The organism is Ferdinandcohnia sp. GQ5 (assembly GCF_059759275.1).
Map to the genome: position 1 here is coordinate 33,650 of NZ_JCAXEW010000012.1, position 18,424 is coordinate 52,073.

The following is an 18,424-nucleotide window of genomic DNA, read 5'->3' on the forward strand; positions in this document are numbered from 1 at the left end:
TTAAAAGATAATTATCGTGACAACTGTGTTAATTTTTTTATAGAAAGTGACATGAGTGTTACTTTTGAAAGAAGAGGTGGTTTAAAATTGAAAAACATGTTACGAGCCATTACAGATAAAGTCACCACAAAAAAAGGAATGTGGATTACATTAGCCTCTTGGCTTATTGTCACCATATTATTAGCCGTTTTTGCGCCGAACGCAAAGGATTATGAGGTTTCGAGAATTGACTCACTTCCTGAGGATGCACAGTCGGTAATTGCCCAAAGTAAAGTGGATGAGTATTTCAAGGATAGTAATGGGACTCCAGCAATCTTGGTCTTTCATAATGATGAACAATTCTCATTTCAAGATCTTGTAGATGTATCTAGTCAAATTGAGAATGCTGAAATTCCTGGGGTAGAGCAGGTAGTTCCTTTATCAACCTTGCCACCGCAGGCTGCTGCAGGATTCTTTTCAGAGGACCAATCAGCTGCTATACTTCCAATCATGTTTGATGCATCGTTAGAAACAACGGAAATCCGCGATTCTAAGGATGAGGTTATAAAGGTCGTTAAAGATAATTCAGATCTAACTTTGTATGTAACTGGTCCAGCGGGAATTGCAACAGATTCACTGGATTTATTTTCAAGGGCCGATCTAGTGTTAATTTTATCAACGGTAGGGTTAATCCTCATTTTATTAATTGTGATTTATCGTTCACCATTGTTAGCCCTAATACCGTTATTAGCAGCTGTCTTTGTCTATGAAGTGACTATGCAATCATTAGGTATACTAGGGAAAGCTGGTTTACAGCTAAGTAATCAGACAATCTCAATTATGTCGATTCTTTTATTTGCGGCCGTCATTGATTACTCGTTATTTGTATTTTCTCGTTTCCGTGAGGAGCTCAAGAATTATGAAAATAAATATGATGCGATGAGAGCTGCCATGAAAGAGGTAGGAATGCCTGTCTTTTTCTCAGGTGGGACAGTATTAGCGGCAATGCTAGTATTATTCTTCGCAGACCTTGGAGATTATCGTAATTTTGCTCCAACCTTCGGTACAACAATGGTAATCATCATGATTGCATCTGTCACACTCGTGCCAGCACTATTTACACTTTTCGGTAGAAAATCATTCTGGCCAAAGGTACCAAAAGTAGGGGATGCAAAAGTAAAAGATAACTCCATCTGGAGCAAAGTCGGAAGAATGGTTGTTAAAAAGCCAGGATTATATGTCGCAATTGTAGGGATTTTTCTTCTTATTTCTGCAGCCAATATGTTTAACTTAAATTACGAATTCGACACGATGAAGTCATTTCCAGAGGATATGCCATCACGACAAGGATATGAACTCATCGAGGAGAAATTTGCAAAAGGTGAACTTGCACCATCTACAGTCTTGTTTGAAGGGAAAGCGGCTGTTACAAAGGAAGAGCAGGATGCGCTACGCGAAGAGTTACTAGCTCAAGATCTTGTGAGTGACGTTAGAATCAACGGAACTGCTGAAGAAAATCGGGTTCTAAATTTCTCTTTAACGTTTGAAGAAGGGCCATATGATATAGAAACGATTAACGCAATGGAGAAGATGATTTCAAACTCTGAAACCATTTTGAAAGATGCGGATGTAGATGGAGAACTCTACTTTGCAGGAGAAACCGCAACTAAAGTGGATGATCGCTCAACAAATAATCGAGACGTTATCTTGATCGTTATACTTGAAACGATTTTAATTTTTGGTATGCTAATTGTTCTTACAAAATCATTTAAAATGCCTATTTATATGATGGGTACAATCTTAGTTTCATTTTTAGCGGCATTAGGATTAGGTATGTTCTTAACAAACTTATTCTTTGATATCGACACGATAGCGAATCGTGTTCCATTATACGCATTTGTTTTCTTAGTTGCACTTGGAATTGATTATAATATTATGCTCATCTCAAGATTCCAGGAAGAAAGAAGAAATCATTCAGTCAAAGAAGCGGTACAAATAGCAGTCGCAAAAACAGGTGGAGTCATTTCATCTGCGGGTGTCATTTTAGCTGCCACCTTTGCGGTCCTCATGACACAGCCGGTTCAATTATTATTTGTCTTCGGCTTTATTGTAGCGGTAGGAATTCTGTTAGACACATTCCTAATCCGCGGAGTATTGTTACCTGGGTTAATCGTACTCTTAGAGAAGGATAAAGCGGTAAGTAAAGAAAATTAGTGATAGAAAAGAAAGGGCCTGTATCAATTTAGATACAGGCCTTTTTATAGTGTATGGATTTGTGTTCTAATTAAATCGAATTTTAGGTGATTGACAAGATTTGTGAATTATGAAACTATTATATTGTAAAAATTTAGAAAAGGAAGGCTAAAGATGATACTTAAAGCAAGAAAGGTTCCAAATCACCTACAAATACGGCGTTACTTAAAGCCCCGAATAGTGTTTACTGATGGGCAAGTAAAAAAGTTACTAGCTGATGAAAAAGGCTTTGAAGGCGAATGCAATTTCGATGAACTAATAGCCCGATCCCCTGCTTCCACATATCTTCAACTATATGACCTCCTCCTTGAATGGCGAAACACAACTTTTCAAATTGACTCACTCCTTATATGTCCATACAAAATCTATCTTTTCGATGTCAAAAACTTTGAAGGAGAATTTTATATTGAGGGTAATCGATGGTACTTTTCATCTGGGTATGAAATAAAGAATCCAATTCCTCAACTAGAGCGCTCTGAATCCCTGCTTAGACCACTCATGCAATCAATAGGTATTAATCTTCCCATTGAAGCGAAAATCATTTTTGATAATCCCGACTTTACCCTTTTTCAGGCAGATAGACATCTTCCAATCATCCTACCTACTCAAATTAATTCTTTGTTAAAGAAGTTAGGTTATGCTTCTATGAATACTAGTGGATCATTAATAGGATCGGCAAAAGAACTAGCCCTACTTCATAGTGAAAATTCTCCATTCAATGATAAGCTTATCCCTGAATATACCTATCAATCTGTGAAAAAGGGAATCTCTTGCGTCGATTGTGGATCGCTATCGGTTAGTTTGAATGGAAGATACCTTATGTGTGAGAGGTGCGGGGCAAAGGAAGCTCTACATACAGGTATTATGAGATCACTAGAAGAATATAGGGTGCTCTTTCCAAATAGGATACTGACCGTTTCTGAGGCTAATGATTGGTGTGGGCTTGATATGAATAGGCTTAGAATGCAGAAAATATTGAAGGAACATCTTGTTATGGTTGAGGGAGGAAAATCAACGTATTACCGTTTTATATAAGTGTAGTAGTGGAAATTCACTTCTATATTATTTTTAAGCGAGATGGATCAAAAGGCATTGGTAAATAAGGGATACGAATGCTTTTTTGTGGACAGGGCAGACAAAAGTATTTGTAAAATCCAGGAAAAGGAAAAAGTGACATTAGAATCGATGATAATTGTAATTTATTTCCATTTCTGTATCTTTTTTAAGCGAAAATGACCAAAAAGCATACGCAAATAGGGATTGCGAATGTTTTTTTGAGGATAGGTGAAACAAAACCATTCAGAAAATCCAATAAAAGGAAAAGGTAACTTTGGAATCGGCATGAATTGTAATGAAATTCCATTTCCGAATGATTTCTAAGCGAAAGTGATCAAAAAGCATACGTAAATAGGGGATACGAATGCTTTTTTGAGAATAGGCAGCACCAAACCATTCGCAAGATCCAATAAAAGGGAAAAATAGCCTATAAGTTGAGTAAGAATGTAACGATTTTCAACTTATGCATTATTTAAAAACGAAATATTGAACGCATAGTCTTTGTTTACCCCAGAAGCAAAAAAGATAAAACGCAATAAACGAACACAAGGACCGTATCGGTTATGATACAGTCCTTGTATTCGATGCTAGCTCCAAGAAAGAGCATCTCGGCTCTCTTATCTAGCCAATCCCCTCTGAGGGAAAAAGATGCCTTTTTCAGTACTTGTGGACCACGACAGGACGGCTAAGCTTCAGAGGTAGGCACAAGAGTACCTACCTTCAGCTGGAATTCGGGCACCTTGCGCTTTTCTGTTAGTTCTGTCCCATCTTAAATTCTAGGAAAAGCTGGTTATAGATGGCGAGGTTCTTTTTCCCAAGGTTTTCATACACCTCAAGCTTTTCGGTTAGCTCTGGAGATGGGTAGAAACGCTCATCAGACACCATATCTTCTGGCATATATTGTAGTGCTTCTTTGTTTGGAGTAGAGTAGCTGACGTATTCCGTGTTTTGAGCTGCTACTTCCGCATCCAGCATAAAATTAATAAACTGATGTGCGCCATCAATATTTTTGGCTGTCTTCGGAATGACCATATTGTCAAACCAGAGGTTAGAGCCTTCGCTTGGTACGACATAGTTCAGATCCTCATTTTCCCACATGATATCAGCGGCATCACCCGACCAAACAATTCCAATCGCAGCCTCGCGATTTTGAATCAGTACTTTACCCTCGTCACCAACAATTGCTTTTACATTTGGGGTAAGCTTCATCAGTTTTGCCTTTGCTTCAATTAAGTGGTCAAGATTAGTATCATTCAATGAATAACCAAGAGAGTTAAGCCCCATTCCAATGATTTCTCTGGCACCATCAACCAAGATGATTTCATTTTTTAGGGAAGGGTCCCAGAGATCATTCCAGCTTGTAAATTCTTTACCATCAAGCATGGTAGAGTTATAGACAATGCCGACCGTCCCCCAGAAATATGGGACTGAGTACTGATTACCCGGATCAAAAGGAAGATCCATGAACCGTTCATCAATGTTTTTTAAATTTGGTAGTTTTGAATGGTCAAGAGGGATGAGTAAGTCCTCTTGGCGCATTTTATCAATCATATATTCAGATGGCACCGCGATATCGTAGGTGGTTCCACCTTGTTCGATTTTTGTCATCATCGCTTCATTAGAGTCGAAGGTTTCATAAATAACCTTGATTCCAGTTTCCTCTTCAAAACGATCGATGAGTTCTTCGTCGATATAGTCGCCCCAGTTATAAATCGTCAAGGTGTTCCCACCAGCGAGACCCTGAGATGAATTTAAATGGTGGATAAGGTAGAGTAACCCACCTGATACTAGTGCAATTGCTATAAAGGCACGGATGAGTTTCGTCATTTTCGAACCCCCAATCCACGTGTGTTTCCTCGTTGTGCAATAAAGTAATATCCAACAACAAGAAGCATTGTAAAGATAAAGAGAAGAGTTGACAATGCATTAATATTTAACGAGATTCCTCGTCGTGCAAGAGAATAGATTTCAACAGATAGCGTTGAGAAACCATTTCCTGTTACGAAAAATGTAACAGCGAAATCATCGAAGGAATACGTAAGGGCCATGAAAAATCCAGCAAAAATTCCTGGTGTGATGTAAGGAATAATCACCTTTGTTAGAACCTGCCATTGGCTTGCTCCGAGATCTCTCGCTGCATCAATTAAAGAAGGACTCATCTCTTTTAGTTTTGGCAGTACCATAAGTACAACGATTGGAATACTGAAGGCAATATGTGAAAGTAACACAGAATAAAATCCTAATTTAATTCCAGCCATTGTTAATAAAATTAAAAAGGAAGCACCGATAATGACATCAGGACTTACAATCAAGACGTTATTTAACGATAGTAAAGTATTTTGAGTTTGTCTTTGTTTAATCGAATGAATCCAAATGGCTCCAAGCACGCCAATAATGGTCGATACAAGAGCAGAAAGCAAGGCAATCACAAATGTATTTAACACGATGATTAGCAGTCTAGTATCCCCGAATAGCTCCTTATACCAATCCAAGGTAAAGCCCTCAAAATTGCTCATCGTGCCACCACTATTGAATGAGTAATACACGAGATAGAAAATCGGTGCATATAAAATGAAGAAAATAATAAATAGATACGCCTTAGAAGAAATAGCCAGTTTATCTCTCATTTTTAGCACCTCGTTTCTTGCGGTTTCCAGTTGCGACCATAATTAATACCATAAAAATAATCAGGAAGACAGCTATTGTTGAACCCATGCCCCAATCCTGAGTGACAAGAAACTGCTGTTCAATAGCAGTACCAAGTGTAATCACTTTGTTTCCTGCAATTAGTCGTGTCAGCATGAATAATGATAAAGCAGGAATAAATACAACCTGACAGCCAGATTTTACCCCTTGAATCGTAAGTGGAAAAATCACACGACGAAACGTAGTCCATTTAGATGCCCCAAGGTCGCGAGAAGCATCTAGCAGACTAGGGTTTAATTCATTTAACGAGTTGAAGATTGGTAAAATCATAAACGGAATAAAAATATATACAGATACAAACACAAAGCTAAAATCCGTAAATAATAATTGTTTAGAGCCAATACCAAACACTTCAAGAATCGCATTCGCTGTGCCATAAGTTCCGAAAATTCCAATAAAAGCATAGGCTTTTAATAGTAAATTAATCCAGGATGGAGCAATGATTAATAATAACCACAGATGTTTATGTTTTGTTCTTGTAATTAAATACGCTGTCGGATATGCAACTAATAGAGTTACAGCTGTAATTAAAAACGCATACCAAAAAGAGCTCAGCGTCATTTTTAAGTAAACGGGTGTGAAGAATGTTTTATAGTTTACTAAAGATAAATTTCCCTCAATATCAAAAAAAGAATAATAGACAACAAGTGTAACCGGAGCGATAACAAATATGAGAATCCATAATGCATAAGGGATAAAAACAAGATTACGTGTTACCTTATTTTCCATGGCTTTCCCCGTCCACGTATGCCTCTAAACGACGATCATATTCTTCTTCTGTTTCACCAAGACGCATAACGTGTATTGCCTCTGGGTCAAAATAAAGTCCAATTTCTTCGCCAACTTTAGCCTTCTTAGTTGAATGAACAAGCCACTCATTTCCATCCTTATCCAAACCGCAAATTTCATAATGTACTCCTCTAAATAACTGGGAATCCACTACAACTTGTAGTTTTCCTTTTTCAACAGAAGTAATTTCTAAATCTTCTGGACGGATGACAATTTCGACTAATTCATTGTCTGAAAAACCTTGGTCAACGCATTCAAATGTCTTTCCGACGAATTCTACGAGAAAGTCTCGATGCATTTTTCCTTTTACGATATTAGATTCACCGATAAAATCAGCAACAAAACGATTGATTGGTTCATCGTATATATCAATTGGGGTACCACTTTGTTGAATTTTTCCTTCATTAAGTACAAATATCTCATCAGACATGGCAAGAGCTTCTTCTTGGTCATGGGTAACGAAGATAAAAGTAATACCAAGCCGCTTCTGAAGGTCGCGAAGCTCGTATTGCATTTCGGTACGAAGCTTCAAATCGAGAGCGGATAATGGTTCATCCAATAAGATAATCTCGGGTTCATTAACAATTGCACGTGCAATCGCAACACGCTGTCTCTGACCACCTGACATTTCTTGAATTTCACGATTTTCATAGCCTGCAAGATTAACAAAGCTTAAAGCTTCTTTTACCTTTTTATCTATTTCAGATTGCTTCAATTTCTTTATACGTAACCCAAAAGCAATATTTTCAAATACATTAAGATGTGGAAACAGGGCGTAATCCTGAAACACTGTATTTACTTGACGTTTATTTGCAGGTGTCGTATTTACTTTTTTACCATTAAAATAAACCTCACCACTTGATGGTTCAATAAATCCTGCGATTAACCGAAGTATCGTGGTTTTTCCACACCCAGATGGACCGAGAAGAGTATAAAATTTTCCTCTTTCTATTTCAAAGCTAACATTGTCGAGAACAGCTGGATCATTGTCATACTGCTTTGTGACATTTTTAAATTGGATAATAGGTATACTGTTCATAGCAACCCCCTTCTTTCTATTAATAGAGATAAGATTCATAACGTAATCCGGCATAATTATACACGAATCGGCAAAAAAAACAATAATAATTATAATTGTCAAGTCAGAAAACTAGGGAAGACTATTTTCTTATTGAAACAAGAGAAGTGTATAGGGCATTTGGGATAGGAAAATTTTCCCGTTTTTAGCAAAAGATTATAACGATTTCATTGACCAAAGAGGAAAATAGAAATATAATTATAGTACTATTTAAAATACTCTTTCTTTAATGAGTTAATTGGATAAAGTAAGGGCAAATTCATTGAAAGATGAAGACGCAAAACTATAGGGGCTAAAGTTCACTAGTGTTCAAAATGGAAGATAAAAAGGACCGAGAAGTTCAAGGCGGCGTAGCTTTTTTGTACCAGAGCGTATGTAATTATACGTGAGGAACGTAGAAGTAAGCCAACCCAGAAATTCTATGTGTCATTTTTACCTGAGTTTTGGAACATCCTCATTTTGGACATGCCAGCCAGTTACCGAGTACAGCTCGTATCGAAAGAACGTAGATTAATCGGTATATGATTAGTCTTTTTTTATACCAATTTATTAACAATATGTTGCTACTATATTACTAGATTTTTGGAATTGGAACATTTCAAACGAATTTTGGAACATCCTCTAAAAAAATTTGGAAGTGATTACATGGAGAAAACAATCCAGAATCTTAACTTGCTAAAAAAATTAAGCGAACTAATTGAGATGATTGGTTCTGAGAAGACTCTAATTTCTGACGAGGTTCGTACTTTACTTAATCAAACATGTCAGGAAAAAGAAGAACAAGAGATTACCAGTACCCTTTTAAATCAACTCCAAGAAATAAACGAACAAATGGAAAACATGCATTGGATGAATAAGCATTACCGAATCCTACATGATTTCGCACAAGTCTGCAGTAAAACATTAAATGAATCCGTCCTTCTCCAAAAGTCTTATGAAATGGTTTCACGTGTTATGCCTACTGATGCATTTTATATTGCATTGCATAATCCTGGTGACAAATATATTCATTTAGTCTTTATTATGGATAATGGCGAACCAGCTCCTCCAAGTACCGTAGACTTTGGCGAAAACTACACATCAAAAGTCATCAAAACAAGGGAAATCGTCCACCTCAAACATCAAAACCAGAACATTGAATATGATACGAAAATGGGTGAGGGGGACGAGGACACAAGCTCCTGTCTTTTTGTACCCGTTGTCATTGATGACCAGGTCAAAGGTGTCATCTCAACTCAGAGCTTTAAAGATTTTGCTTATCGGAAAGAGCATGAGGAACTACTACAAATGATCGGAGCGCAAGTGATCAACTCGATTGAAACAGCAAGATTATATGAAAAAATTTACACAATGTCTCGTACGGATGAATTAACAGGTTTAAAAAACCACCGTGCCTTCCATGAGGATTTAGCACAACTGATCAAAAATGAGAATGATGAAATAACAGTTATGATGATAGACTCTGATGATTTAAAACAGGTCAATGATCGCTTTGGGCACGATGCTGGTGACCTATATTTACAGGTACTAGCATACGGAATGAAAACGGTATGTAATGAAAAGTTTGAGGGGTATCGTTATGCCGGAGATGAATTCATGATTCTGATTAAAAATAGCAGTGACACGTGTGTAAAGGAAATTTACGCAACATTAAATGAGTATTATAATGAAAATCCAATCATCATGGAGAATGAAAAAATCATTGTTTCGATCAGTACGGGTGTCGGGATATATCCACACCATGGAACGACCGTAGATTCTTTAAAAAAGGCAGCCGACCAAGCGCTATATGCTGCAAAAGAAAGTGGAAAAAAACGCATCGTAATAGCGAAATAAAAAAGCTCATCCAAATGGATGAGCTTTTTACTCGTTGTCCAGCTCCAGGCACCATCGGCTCGAGGTCACAAGCCAATCGCTTCTGAAGGTAAAAATCACCTTCTGTCAGCGCTCGTCTTGTGCTTGTCGCCGATAGGCGGGGGCCCTGCGCTTTTCTTAGTTGATATGGGCAATAATACCTTCTTCGTCGTCCAACACAAGTTTGATTCCGGCATATGGGTCACGGTTAAGAAATTCGCCTAGCCATAAACGAATTGCTTCAATTAAGTTCGCCATAATGAGAACCTGCTTTCGATCGTTCACGTATACTTCTGCGGAGAATCCGTAATCATCGTCATACATCAGCTCCACTTCAACCTCTTCAGGCTTTACTTGCTTTTTTAAGCCGATATAGACACAAACTGCATTTATAATTTCCTGTTCAGAAAGTATTAGCGCTGCCATGGATCAGTCTCTTTTTTCTTTTTATCTTTAATCATGACGAAGATTTTTCGAATGATGGAGATCAGAACGTAAATCGCAAGAACGTTAATCATTAATCCTAAAAATGAACCAAGCATACCCATTCCACCTAAAAGACCTCCGAATAGGAATCCTGCAAGTCCACCAAGCATAAGACCTTTCATTAATCCACCAGACATGAATCCACCTTTTGGAGTGGTAGGAGTAGTAGATTTGTTCGTAACATTGTTGTCTTGTTTTTTCTGTTGTTGCTGGAAGTTTGATTTATTTTTGTTCCCAATATTACTATTGAATCCTCTTTTACCTGATTTGTATCCCTTTGCTTCTACAGACGTTGGTTGGTCTTGGAAAACAAAGCTCCCAAGCGGGGAAAAAATCAAAGTAAGTGCTACTAATGCTGATAATATCTTTTTCATATGATAGAAATACCTCCATAAGTTAGTTAATTTATTTATAATAGTATACCTTATTATCCAATCTATTGCGCTTTGCAATACCTCCTCATCAACTTTCTCTCTTATATACGATGAAAGCAGAGTTTGGTTTCGCTTTTTTTAAAAAATACGATTGGTAAATAGTAACAAGAGCCCTAACGAAATTGTTAGGGCTCGCAGAATGTATTACATAAACATATCAAGGATCAAGACAATACCCAAACCTACAATAGAAGTTGTGAATAGTAATAGACCCCATGTCTTAAAGGTATCTTTAATGCTTAGACCAAAATATTCTTTAAATAACCAGAATGATGCGTCGTTAACGTGTGTGATTGTGTTACTACCAGCCGCTGTTGCAAGAACCATTAATACTGGGCTAACATCAAATGTATCGATTAGAGGACCTACAATACCAGCAGCAGTTATCGCTGATACAACACCTGTACCTGTAGCAATACGAATTAAGGCAGTAATAAACCAAGCCATAATCAACGGTGAAATTGTAGTATTTTCCATCATCGAAGCAATATAGTCACCAACACCAGAATCAAGAATGACTTGTTTGAAGGCACCACCTGCACCTACAATAAAGATTATCATCGCAATTCCTTTGATAGCGCTTGAGAAAGAGTCCATTACAGTGTTAATGTCTCGACCTGTACGTATACCAAATACATAAATACCGATTAAAACAGCCACAAGTAAACTAATTTCTGCACTACCTAGGAAGTTAATAATTTCATGGAACAAGCTTCCTTCTTCGATAAACATATTTAGAATAGTTGCAGTCATAATCATGATTGCTGGGATTAATGGAACAAAAAGACTTAAACCAAAACTAGGCATTTCTTCTTCAGTGAACTCTTTTGGTTTTTCCATTAATTTTGGAATCGGACGATCTAAATTTTTCATCATTCTTGGTAAAATGATTCCAGCCGCGATAACTGCCGGAATAAAAACAACAATACCAATTATATAAACCATACCCATATCTGCGCCATAAGCATCGACCAATGCAGTCGGACCAGGCTGTGGCGGGAATAAACTATGTGATAGAGTAGTAGCTGCAACCATTGTAATTCCAAGCTTTAAGAATGGAATTTTTGCCTCCATCGCAATACTAATAACAAGCGGAGCTAGAATAATAAAGGCAACCTCATAGAAGACGGAAATTCCGAATACCATGCCAATAATAATTAGGGCCCATTCTACCTTTTTAACACCAAACTTATTTAATAGAGTAGAAGCAATACGTTGGGCTGCTCCACAATCAACCATTAATTTACCTAAAACAGCACCCAAACCAATTATTAAAGCAAGGCTTCCAAGTGTACTGCCAAGGCCGGACTTAATAGTTGAAACAATACTTGTTAGATTCATTCCATTTAATAAACCAACAAGGATTGCTGATAGTAAAAGGGCAATCACACTATTTAGCTTAAGCTTCATATTTAGAAAAAGAAGTAAAGCAACCCCAAGAATTACCGAGATAATCGGTAAATTGTCTACAAACCAATCCATTTTTCATTTCCTCCTGTATCTCTCTTAGCTGTAATATCGTTTACATTTGCTTCCGTAAGTGTTGTTCTTTTATTGAAAAAAATATTTAGATAACTGAGCGCGTTTTCAAATCAGAAAACTTTTTATTAATTTGTTTAGGAAACAAACAAAAAGCGATGGTCTAATTTTACAAAACTTTTTTGAGGGAAGCAATGAGAAAGTTTTACTATTTAACTGTAGGGAGCGGAATGATATGGGAGTTGGGTGGAATTCACTATAGAAGTAGGTAAAAAGTGGTTTTCTTATCCTAAGAGCGATAAAAATGGTATAGTATATTTGAAGCATAATGTTCTTCTAATAGAACCGTAGGAGAGAGGATATCCATGCAATCAGAAATTCAAATACAAAAAACATCCCTCATAGCTGATCTTAAATCACTTTTTAAGGCAGGGGTTTTAATAGCCAATGTTCTACCCGTGTTTTCAGGATTTTGGTTAGCCATTTACTTTACGGGCGCATCTTTTCAGGACAATCTGGGATTGTTTCTGTATACAATAATCGGAAGTACGCTCGTTATGGCGGGGGCACTCATCATAAACAACTGGTATGATGTTGACATTGATACAGTCATGGATCGAACGAAAAAGCGACCAACTGTAACAGGCCATTTTTCATTGAAATTTGTTCTGGTATTAGGAATCATTTGTACTGCTCTAGGATTCATTTTTCTATATTTCACAACATTTGAAGCTATCTTTTTTACATTTATAGGCTGGTTCACATATGTTGTGTTATACACGATGTGGTCAAAGCGCAGATTTACGATTAATACTGTGATTGGAAGTGTTTCTGGCGCTGTATCTCCTTTAATGGGGTGGGCTGCGGTTGCACCTATCGATCACATCGTTCCAATTATGCTCTTCTTGATCTTATTTGTTTTTCAAATGCCTCATACATATGCGATTGCGATGAGAAAGTATGAAGAGTATAAAGCGGCTAAAGTCGCGATGCTCCCAGTCGTTCGCGGATTTGAGGTAACGAAGAAGCATTTTCTGTTCTGGGTGATCTGTTTGTTGCCGATACCTTTCTTTTTAGGGGACCTAGGATTAGTATTTGTCGTACTCTCGACAGTGCTTAATATTGGTTGGATTGTATTGAGTGTCAAAGGATTTACGGTTAAGGATGATATGAAATGGGCTCGCTGGAACTTTCTATATTCAGTGAATTATATTTTTATAATCTTCCTATTAATGGTCGTCGTTACATTACCAAAATATTTTGGATAGCCTTGCCACGAACCTCGTTACATTTAATGTAGCGGGGTTTTTTGTGAAACAAAATTTCATAAATAAATTCAGATCTTTTTGTACTTGATTAAACGAGATAACCAACAAGAGAATATGGTATGCTTTGAAGAAGAAAAAAATCAAATCAAACATATCTTTTCCATTCGCAATCCAGAAAAGCTAACATTTGCATTGAGAGGGATACCATATTAATCACATCATGGCAAGGAGACTACCAATGGATGATAAGTATTACGATGCACTTTTACATGTAAAAACAAGTGGTGGCCAAAAGGGATTTAGCCCCTCCGTACATTATCACCGCTATGAACCGACGCCATATGAAGGGCTCGACGCACTATTTTTGCATTATCAATTGAAGGAAACCGACCGGGTAGTGGATTTTGGATGTGGCAAGGGTAGGCTTCTTTTTTATATACATCACCATTTTGGGGCATCTGTTGTTGGGATTGAGATTGACAAAAGTCTCTATCATGAAGCGGTGGAAAATCGAGTACGCTATTTTAAAAAGTCAGGTTACCAAAAAGGTGAAATTGAAATTCACCATTGTGCCGCACAGGATTATAAAATTAACTCGCTTGATAATCGTTTTTACTTTTTTAATCCTTTTTCTATACAGGTTTTTAAGCATACATTGTCTAATATCCTACGTTCATACGAGCACAATCCACGACACATAGAGATTATTCTTTATTATGGATCAAACGAGTACACCTATTTTGTAGAAACCAATACACCTTTTCAAATGAAGAAAGAAATCATCATTCCTGAATTGTTTGAGAAAAACACATATGAGAGATTTTTAGTTTATCAACTTGATTAAGCAGCTTCCAAATTCGGAGGCTGCTTTTTTGTGCAGGAGTTAGTTCACCAATTTGTCATTTTCGGATTTCTTCGAAGGGTACAAGGGAGGAAAAGTCCACAAAAAGCCGAATTAGAGCGGTTTTATTGAGTTTTAATCAAAAGTTAGGGGACGAGAAATAGCCTTTTTTCTCGTCTTTTTTTTATGAGTGTATTAAAAATTACACTTGATGTGTGATTCAGTTCACAACATTGAGAACAATTCCTAATTATGATGTAAGTAAGAAGAACATAAGGAGGTTGAGTTGGATGGGAGCTTCAAAAGTTAACAGAAATAAAAACACAAACGGGGGAAATTCGGAACGATTAGTTGGAACCTGGATTTCAGTTGGTGTTGTTGGAGCAGTCATTCTTGCTACGTATCTATTACTATTCGGCCTATTTATGGCTAGATTCTAGGAGGGAAAAAAATGAAGATGCATCGTGATGAAAAAATATGGCTTACCATAAGTTTCGGCCTTATCATTGGATTCATGCTTATAACAGGATACCAAACATTTGCATTAGAAATGGGACCACCAAGTAATATGGAAACAATCGATCCTCAGAAAGTAGATGAAACAGCTCCATTCGACAAACCAGGTGTTTATCAAATCGGAGAAAATGAATATGAAGTAGTTATGACCTTACAAATATTTAGTTTTACACCAGCAAAAATTGAAGTACCTGCGGGTGCAAAGGTTCACTTTATCATGACATCTAAAGACGTGGTTCACGGATTCCAAGTTGCAGGTACAAACTTAAACGCAATGGTAATGCCAGGACATATTCAAAAAATCACTCAAACGTTCGACGAGCCTGGTGAGTATTTAATTCTATGTAATGAATATTGTGGTTCTGGTCACCAATTAATGTCTACAACAATTACGGTTAAATAAAGGAGGGGAGACCATTGGCAACTATATTAAAAAATTCAGATTTGACATTTAAAGAAAAGACAAACAAAGTTTTAGGGGTTAATCTAGATGATGCAAAGATTTCGAAATCCTATTTATCAGTAGCATTTATCGCATTATTATTAGGTGGACTTTTTGGATTATTCCAAGGATTAAATCGTGCAGGTCTTCTAGAATTGCCAAGTTGGCTTAATTATTATCAAGTATTAACAGCACATGGCCTATTATTAGTAGTAGTATTTTCAGCATTTGTTACCATTGGTTACTTTTACGCAGGTCTTTCTCATGATTTAGGTGGATTATTACCTAAAGTTAGAAGGATGGCATGGGTGGGCTTTTGGACGAAAATCCTTGGTATCGTATTAGTCGTCATTCCTGTTCTAATGAATGAAGCATCTGTCATGTACACTTTTTATCCACCAATGGCAGCACACCCAGTGTTCTATATCGGGTTAGCATTAGTGGTAGTAGGTATTTGGATCTTAGCAGCTGGTGCATTTATTCAAGTAGCAAACTGGAGAAAGAATCATAAGGGTCAGCATTTACCAATCCTTTCTTTCTTTGCTACAGGTGTATTTATTCTACTAGTTGGTGCAACTGCATTTGTCGCAGTTGAAGTATTATTCTTGATTTTACCATGGACACTTGGCTGGGTAGATACAATTAACGTAATGGTCTCTCGTACACTTTTCTGGGCATTCGGACACACAGCAGTTAATATCTGGTATTTAACAGCTGTATCTGCTTGGTATGTCATTATACCAAAAATCATTGGCGGAAAACGTTGGAGTGATACACTTACTCGTGTAGTTGTTATTGCCCTAGTTATCATGAACATTACTGGTGGATTCCACCATCAAATTATTGATCCAGGAATTAATTTATCAGTAAAATTCCTACACGTATTCATGAGTTTAGCAATTGGTTTCCCATCATTAATGACAGCATGGGCAATGTTTGCAGTATTTGAACGTACTGGAAAAGCAAAAGGAGGTAAAGGTGCCTTAGGTTGGTTTAAAAAGTTACCTTGGGGAGACGTTCGCTTCTTATCACCATTTATTGCAATGGCTGCCTTTATCCCAGCGGGTGCTGGTGGTATTGCACAGACAACGAACCAACTTGACCAAGTTATACACAACACAATGTGGGTTGTTGGACACTTCCACTTAACACTAGGTATGTCAGTCGTAATGACATTCTTTGGTATTAGTTACTGGTTAGTCCCACATATTTCTGGCCGTGTATTAACAAAAGGAATGAATAAATTAGGTGTTGTTCAAACCATCATCTGGACAACTGGTATGGTTATCATGGCGATCACAATGCACTGGGTTGGACTTCTTGGTTCACCAAGAAGAACATCTTTCACAGACTACTTTGGTAGTGCACAAGCTGCAGGTTGGGAACCATTTATGATGGTAATTGGTATCGGTGCAACACTATTACTTGTAGCGGTAATCATCCAAGTATATGCAGTATTCAATATGATGTTCTTTGCACCAAAAGGCGAAACAGAATTCCCAATTGCTGAAGTAGAAGAAACAGCTTCAAAAACTCCATTCTGGACAGAACGTTGGGGACTATGGGTTGTGCTTATGATTCTAGTAATTGCAATGGCCTATGTATTACCATTAACTGAAATGATTGTAAACGCACCTCCAGGATCACCACCATTTAAAACTTGGTAACTAGAAAAGCGCAGGCGAGCATTTTAGCGACGTACGGACTGGACTGAACCCGTAGGAGATAAAGGAAACACGGGGAGCGAAGCGAACCGATGTTGACCTTTTCGTACGGAGGGTGAGGGAAGTCTCGCTAGTCGCTGCGAGCCGAAGCTAGACAAAACGAAAAGCGCAGGCGCCGTAGTTAGACAATCAAGGAGTTGTTCCTTAATAGAGAGAGATAGCGAAACTTCTGCTATCTCTTTCTGATATTAGTAGATGGAAAAACTAGAAATAGGATGTGATCTTCGTGATCAAAAAAAATCGAACGACATTCGCTTGTATACTAATCTTATTATTTGGATGTGTGCTGTTCTATACGGGAACCGATGGATTACGGGCGTTTACTGCTGAAACAGCAAGAGTAAACCAACTACTAGAGGATAAGCCAGCATTTCCAGATGTAACATTTGAGGATAGCGAGGGACGGACATATCCTATTTCTGAGTTTGAAGATAAATATGTGTTCATCACTTTTCTCTACACAGCCTGCACAACTGTTTGTCCACAATTAGAAATGAATATGGCGCAGGTATATGAGCAGATTCCTCAAGAATACATCGGGAAAGATATCGTCTTTTTAAGTATAAGCTTTGATCCCACAAGGGACGATCCAGCAACTTTAAGTAAATATCGCACCTTCTTTGGATCTGACGGAGAAACATGGAGAATGGCAAGGATACCAAACGAAACGGAATTACAAACCCTACTCGATACATTTGGTGTAATCGTAATCCCCGATGGAAAAGGTAACTTTGCACATAACTCAGCCTTTTATTTAGTTGATCCAAATGGTTTACTGATCGAAGTAATGGATTATCAGGAAATTGATCAAGCCACTGCCAAGGTTACTAGTATTTTAGAAAGTCAAAAGGAGGAATAAGGCTATGAAACAATTTTTAATTGGACTAGGGCTGTTATTCGTATTAGCGCTTCCTCCTGTTGCTGATTTACTGGAGTCAATTATGATCATCCATATGCACATGCAAATGCCTTCAATCGTAATTGCTGGATTTTTTATGGGTAAACTGTTTCAACAAAAGTTTCCACAGTTTTTTGAGAAATGGAATCAAAACGGAATACCAGGTATTTTATTATTCACTGTAATCATGGTGTATTGGACAATTCCAAAAACAATGGATGAGACACTAACGATTACAAGCATGGAAGTATTTAAATTTCTTAGTTTATCTTTTTTAGCGGGTGTTCCTTTACGAGATAGCTGGAAGAAACTAAGTGAACGTGCAAAAAATCTCGTCTTTATCTTTTTTACAGTGAAATATTTGGGTATGGGCGTGTTATATATAAATACAAATATGCAACTATGTAATAATTACCTTGTAATCGATCAAATCACACTGGGATGGGGTTTTATAACAACCGCAATTTGTATTGTTATTTATTTGGTTTATAACAATTATACAGACCAATCTATCTATAAAGAGTAGGTGAGAGAAGCTGCAGGTGCAGCTTCTTTTTTATAGTATTCTGATTGACATGCATTAAAATAAGGTTCAGAATAATAGCAATAAATACTAAAAAG

Annotated in this window: 17 protein-coding genes and 1 riboswitch; of the genes, 10 read left to right on the forward strand and 7 right to left on the reverse strand. The window is 37.3% G+C overall.

The genetic code is table 11. The features are described 5' to 3' along the window. Positions 1 to 87: 87 nt before the first annotated feature. The gene (locus AC6CHV_RS15380) at positions 88 to 2,193 is read left to right on the forward strand and encodes an MMPL family transporter (RefSeq protein WP_498079167.1); all 2,106 of its coding nucleotides are present in this window, start codon (positions 88 to 90) and stop codon (positions 2,191 to 2,193) included. A 153-nt stretch (positions 2,194 to 2,346) separates the two neighbouring features. Then, positions 2,347 to 3,267 (forward strand): NERD domain-containing protein, encoded by a 921-nt coding sequence (locus AC6CHV_RS15385; RefSeq protein WP_498079168.1) that lies wholly within the window; start codon positions 2,347 to 2,349, stop codon positions 3,265 to 3,267. A 774-nt stretch (positions 3,268 to 4,041) separates the two neighbouring features. Here the strand turns inward: AC6CHV_RS15385 and AC6CHV_RS15390 are convergent. From AC6CHV_RS15390 to AC6CHV_RS15405, 4 genes are read right to left on the reverse strand one after another with little or no spacing between them, the layout of a single operon-like run. Next, positions 4,042 to 5,115, reverse strand: a complete 1,074-nt coding sequence (locus tag AC6CHV_RS15390) for an extracellular solute-binding protein (RefSeq protein WP_498079169.1) — start codon at positions 5,113 to 5,115, stop codon at positions 4,042 to 4,044. Continuing rightward, the gene (locus AC6CHV_RS15395; protein WP_121449394.1) at positions 5,112 to 5,915 is read right to left on the reverse strand and encodes an ABC transporter permease subunit; all 804 of its coding nucleotides are present in this window, start codon (positions 5,913 to 5,915) and stop codon (positions 5,112 to 5,114) included. Before AC6CHV_RS15395 ends, AC6CHV_RS15390 begins: the two co-directional genes overlap by 4 nt. Next, the gene (locus tag AC6CHV_RS15400) at positions 5,905 to 6,723 is read right to left on the reverse strand and encodes an ABC transporter permease subunit (RefSeq protein ID WP_498079170.1); all 819 of its coding nucleotides are present in this window, start codon (positions 6,721 to 6,723) and stop codon (positions 5,905 to 5,907) included. Before AC6CHV_RS15400 ends, AC6CHV_RS15395 begins: the two co-directional genes overlap by 11 nt. After that, on the reverse strand, positions 6,713 to 7,822 hold the full coding sequence (locus AC6CHV_RS15405) for a polyamine ABC transporter ATP-binding protein (protein ID WP_498079171.1): 1,110 nt from the start codon (positions 7,820 to 7,822) through the stop codon (positions 6,713 to 6,715). Before AC6CHV_RS15405 ends, AC6CHV_RS15400 begins: the two co-directional genes overlap by 11 nt. 281 nt (positions 7,823 to 8,103) lie before the next feature. Continuing rightward, a riboswitch (cyclic di-GMP riboswitch) is annotated at positions 8,104 to 8,167 on the forward strand. Positions 8,168 to 8,506: 339 nt separating this feature from the next. On the opposite strand from AC6CHV_RS15405, the gene AC6CHV_RS15410 reads away from it, so the two are divergent. Then, complete coding sequence (locus AC6CHV_RS15410) at positions 8,507 to 9,697, forward strand: diguanylate cyclase domain-containing protein (protein ID WP_498079172.1); 1,191 nt, start codon at positions 8,507 to 8,509, stop codon at positions 9,695 to 9,697. A gap of 156 nt (positions 9,698 to 9,853) precedes the next feature. On the opposite strand, the gene AC6CHV_RS15415 is transcribed toward AC6CHV_RS15410, so the two are convergent. From AC6CHV_RS15415 to AC6CHV_RS15425, 3 genes are all read right to left on the reverse strand, one after another. Further along, the gene (locus AC6CHV_RS15415; RefSeq protein ID WP_121449390.1) at positions 9,854 to 10,141 is read right to left on the reverse strand and encodes a DUF2653 family protein; all 288 of its coding nucleotides are present in this window, start codon (positions 10,139 to 10,141) and stop codon (positions 9,854 to 9,856) included. Continuing rightward, positions 10,129 to 10,575 carry a hypothetical protein gene (locus tag AC6CHV_RS15420; RefSeq protein WP_440273110.1) on the reverse strand — a complete coding sequence of 149 codons (447 nt, stop codon included), beginning with the start codon at positions 10,573 to 10,575 and terminating at the stop codon, positions 10,129 to 10,131. The genes AC6CHV_RS15415 and AC6CHV_RS15420 overlap by 13 nt, the downstream gene beginning before the upstream one ends. A 204-nt stretch (positions 10,576 to 10,779) precedes the next feature. After that, entirely contained in the window at positions 10,780 to 12,117 is a 1,338-nt protein-coding gene (locus AC6CHV_RS15425; RefSeq protein ID WP_498079173.1) for a gluconate:H+ symporter, read from the reverse strand. Between the two features lie 362 nt (positions 12,118 to 12,479). Here AC6CHV_RS15425 and cyoE point away from each other — a divergent pair, with 362 nt between their 5' ends. From cyoE to AC6CHV_RS15460, 7 genes are all read left to right on the forward strand, one after another. After that, positions 12,480 to 13,382 carry a heme o synthase gene (cyoE, locus tag AC6CHV_RS15430; protein ID WP_341329803.1) on the forward strand — a complete coding sequence of 301 codons (903 nt, stop codon included), beginning with the start codon at positions 12,480 to 12,482 and terminating at the stop codon, positions 13,380 to 13,382. A gap of 238 nt (positions 13,383 to 13,620) precedes the next feature. After that, positions 13,621 to 14,226 (forward strand): methyltransferase domain-containing protein, encoded by a 606-nt coding sequence (locus AC6CHV_RS15435; protein ID WP_498079174.1) that lies wholly within the window; start codon positions 13,621 to 13,623, stop codon positions 14,224 to 14,226. Positions 14,227 to 14,513: 287 nt separating this feature from the next. Then, positions 14,514 to 14,663 carry a hypothetical protein gene (locus AC6CHV_RS15440; protein ID WP_180271122.1) on the forward strand — a complete coding sequence of 50 codons (150 nt, stop codon included), beginning with the start codon at positions 14,514 to 14,516 and terminating at the stop codon, positions 14,661 to 14,663. Positions 14,664 to 14,674: 11 nt separating this feature from the next. Further along, positions 14,675 to 15,142: a cytochrome c oxidase subunit II gene (locus AC6CHV_RS15445; protein ID WP_099360970.1), complete on the forward strand. Its 468-nt coding sequence runs from the start codon at positions 14,675 to 14,677 to the stop codon at positions 15,140 to 15,142. Between the two features lie 14 nt (positions 15,143 to 15,156). Then, positions 15,157 to 16,848, forward strand: coding sequence for a cbb3-type cytochrome c oxidase subunit I (locus AC6CHV_RS15450; RefSeq protein WP_341329805.1), 1,692 nt, complete (start codon positions 15,157 to 15,159; stop codon positions 16,846 to 16,848). A 283-nt stretch (positions 16,849 to 17,131) separates the two neighbouring features. Beyond that, on the forward strand, positions 17,132 to 17,764 hold the full coding sequence (locus tag AC6CHV_RS15455; protein WP_440274638.1) for an SCO family protein: 633 nt from the start codon (positions 17,132 to 17,134) through the stop codon (positions 17,762 to 17,764). A gap of 4 nt (positions 17,765 to 17,768) precedes the next feature. After that, entirely contained in the window at positions 17,769 to 18,329 is a 561-nt protein-coding gene (locus tag AC6CHV_RS15460; RefSeq protein WP_341329807.1) for a hypothetical protein, read from the forward strand. Positions 18,330 to 18,424: the final 95 nt, after the last annotated feature.

Coding starts and splice junctions, on each gene's coding strand:
- AC6CHV_RS15385 (WP_498079168.1), top strand. CDS start 2,347: ATGATACTTAAAGCAAGAAAGGTTCCAAATCACCTACAAATACGGCGT.
- AC6CHV_RS15390 (WP_498079169.1), bottom strand. CDS start 5,115: ATGACGAAACTCATCCGTGCCTTTATAGCAATTGCACTAGTATCAGGT.
- AC6CHV_RS15395 (WP_121449394.1), bottom strand. CDS start 5,915: ATGAGAGATAAACTGGCTATTTCTTCTAAGGCGTATCTATTTATTATT.
- AC6CHV_RS15400 (WP_498079170.1), bottom strand. CDS start 6,723: ATGGAAAATAAGGTAACACGTAATCTTGTTTTTATCCCTTATGCATTA.
- AC6CHV_RS15405 (WP_498079171.1), bottom strand. CDS start 7,822: ATGAACAGTATACCTATTATCCAATTTAAAAATGTCACAAAGCAGTAT.
- AC6CHV_RS15410 (WP_498079172.1), top strand. CDS start 8,507: ATGGAGAAAACAATCCAGAATCTTAACTTGCTAAAAAAATTAAGCGAA.
- AC6CHV_RS15415 (WP_121449390.1), bottom strand. CDS start 10,141: ATGGCAGCGCTAATACTTTCTGAACAGGAAATTATAAATGCAGTTTGT.
- AC6CHV_RS15420 (WP_440273110.1), bottom strand. CDS start 10,575: ATGAAAAAGATATTATCAGCATTAGTAGCACTTACTTTGATTTTTTCC.
- AC6CHV_RS15425 (WP_498079173.1), bottom strand. CDS start 12,117: ATGGATTGGTTTGTAGACAATTTACCGATTATCTCGGTAATTCTTGGG.
- cyoE (WP_341329803.1), top strand. CDS start 12,480: ATGCAATCAGAAATTCAAATACAAAAAACATCCCTCATAGCTGATCTT.
- AC6CHV_RS15435 (WP_498079174.1), top strand. CDS start 13,621: ATGGATGATAAGTATTACGATGCACTTTTACATGTAAAAACAAGTGGT.
- AC6CHV_RS15440 (WP_180271122.1), top strand. CDS start 14,514: ATGGGAGCTTCAAAAGTTAACAGAAATAAAAACACAAACGGGGGAAAT.
- AC6CHV_RS15445 (WP_099360970.1), top strand. CDS start 14,675: ATGAAGATGCATCGTGATGAAAAAATATGGCTTACCATAAGTTTCGGC.
- AC6CHV_RS15460 (WP_341329807.1), top strand. CDS start 17,769: ATGAAACAATTTTTAATTGGACTAGGGCTGTTATTCGTATTAGCGCTT.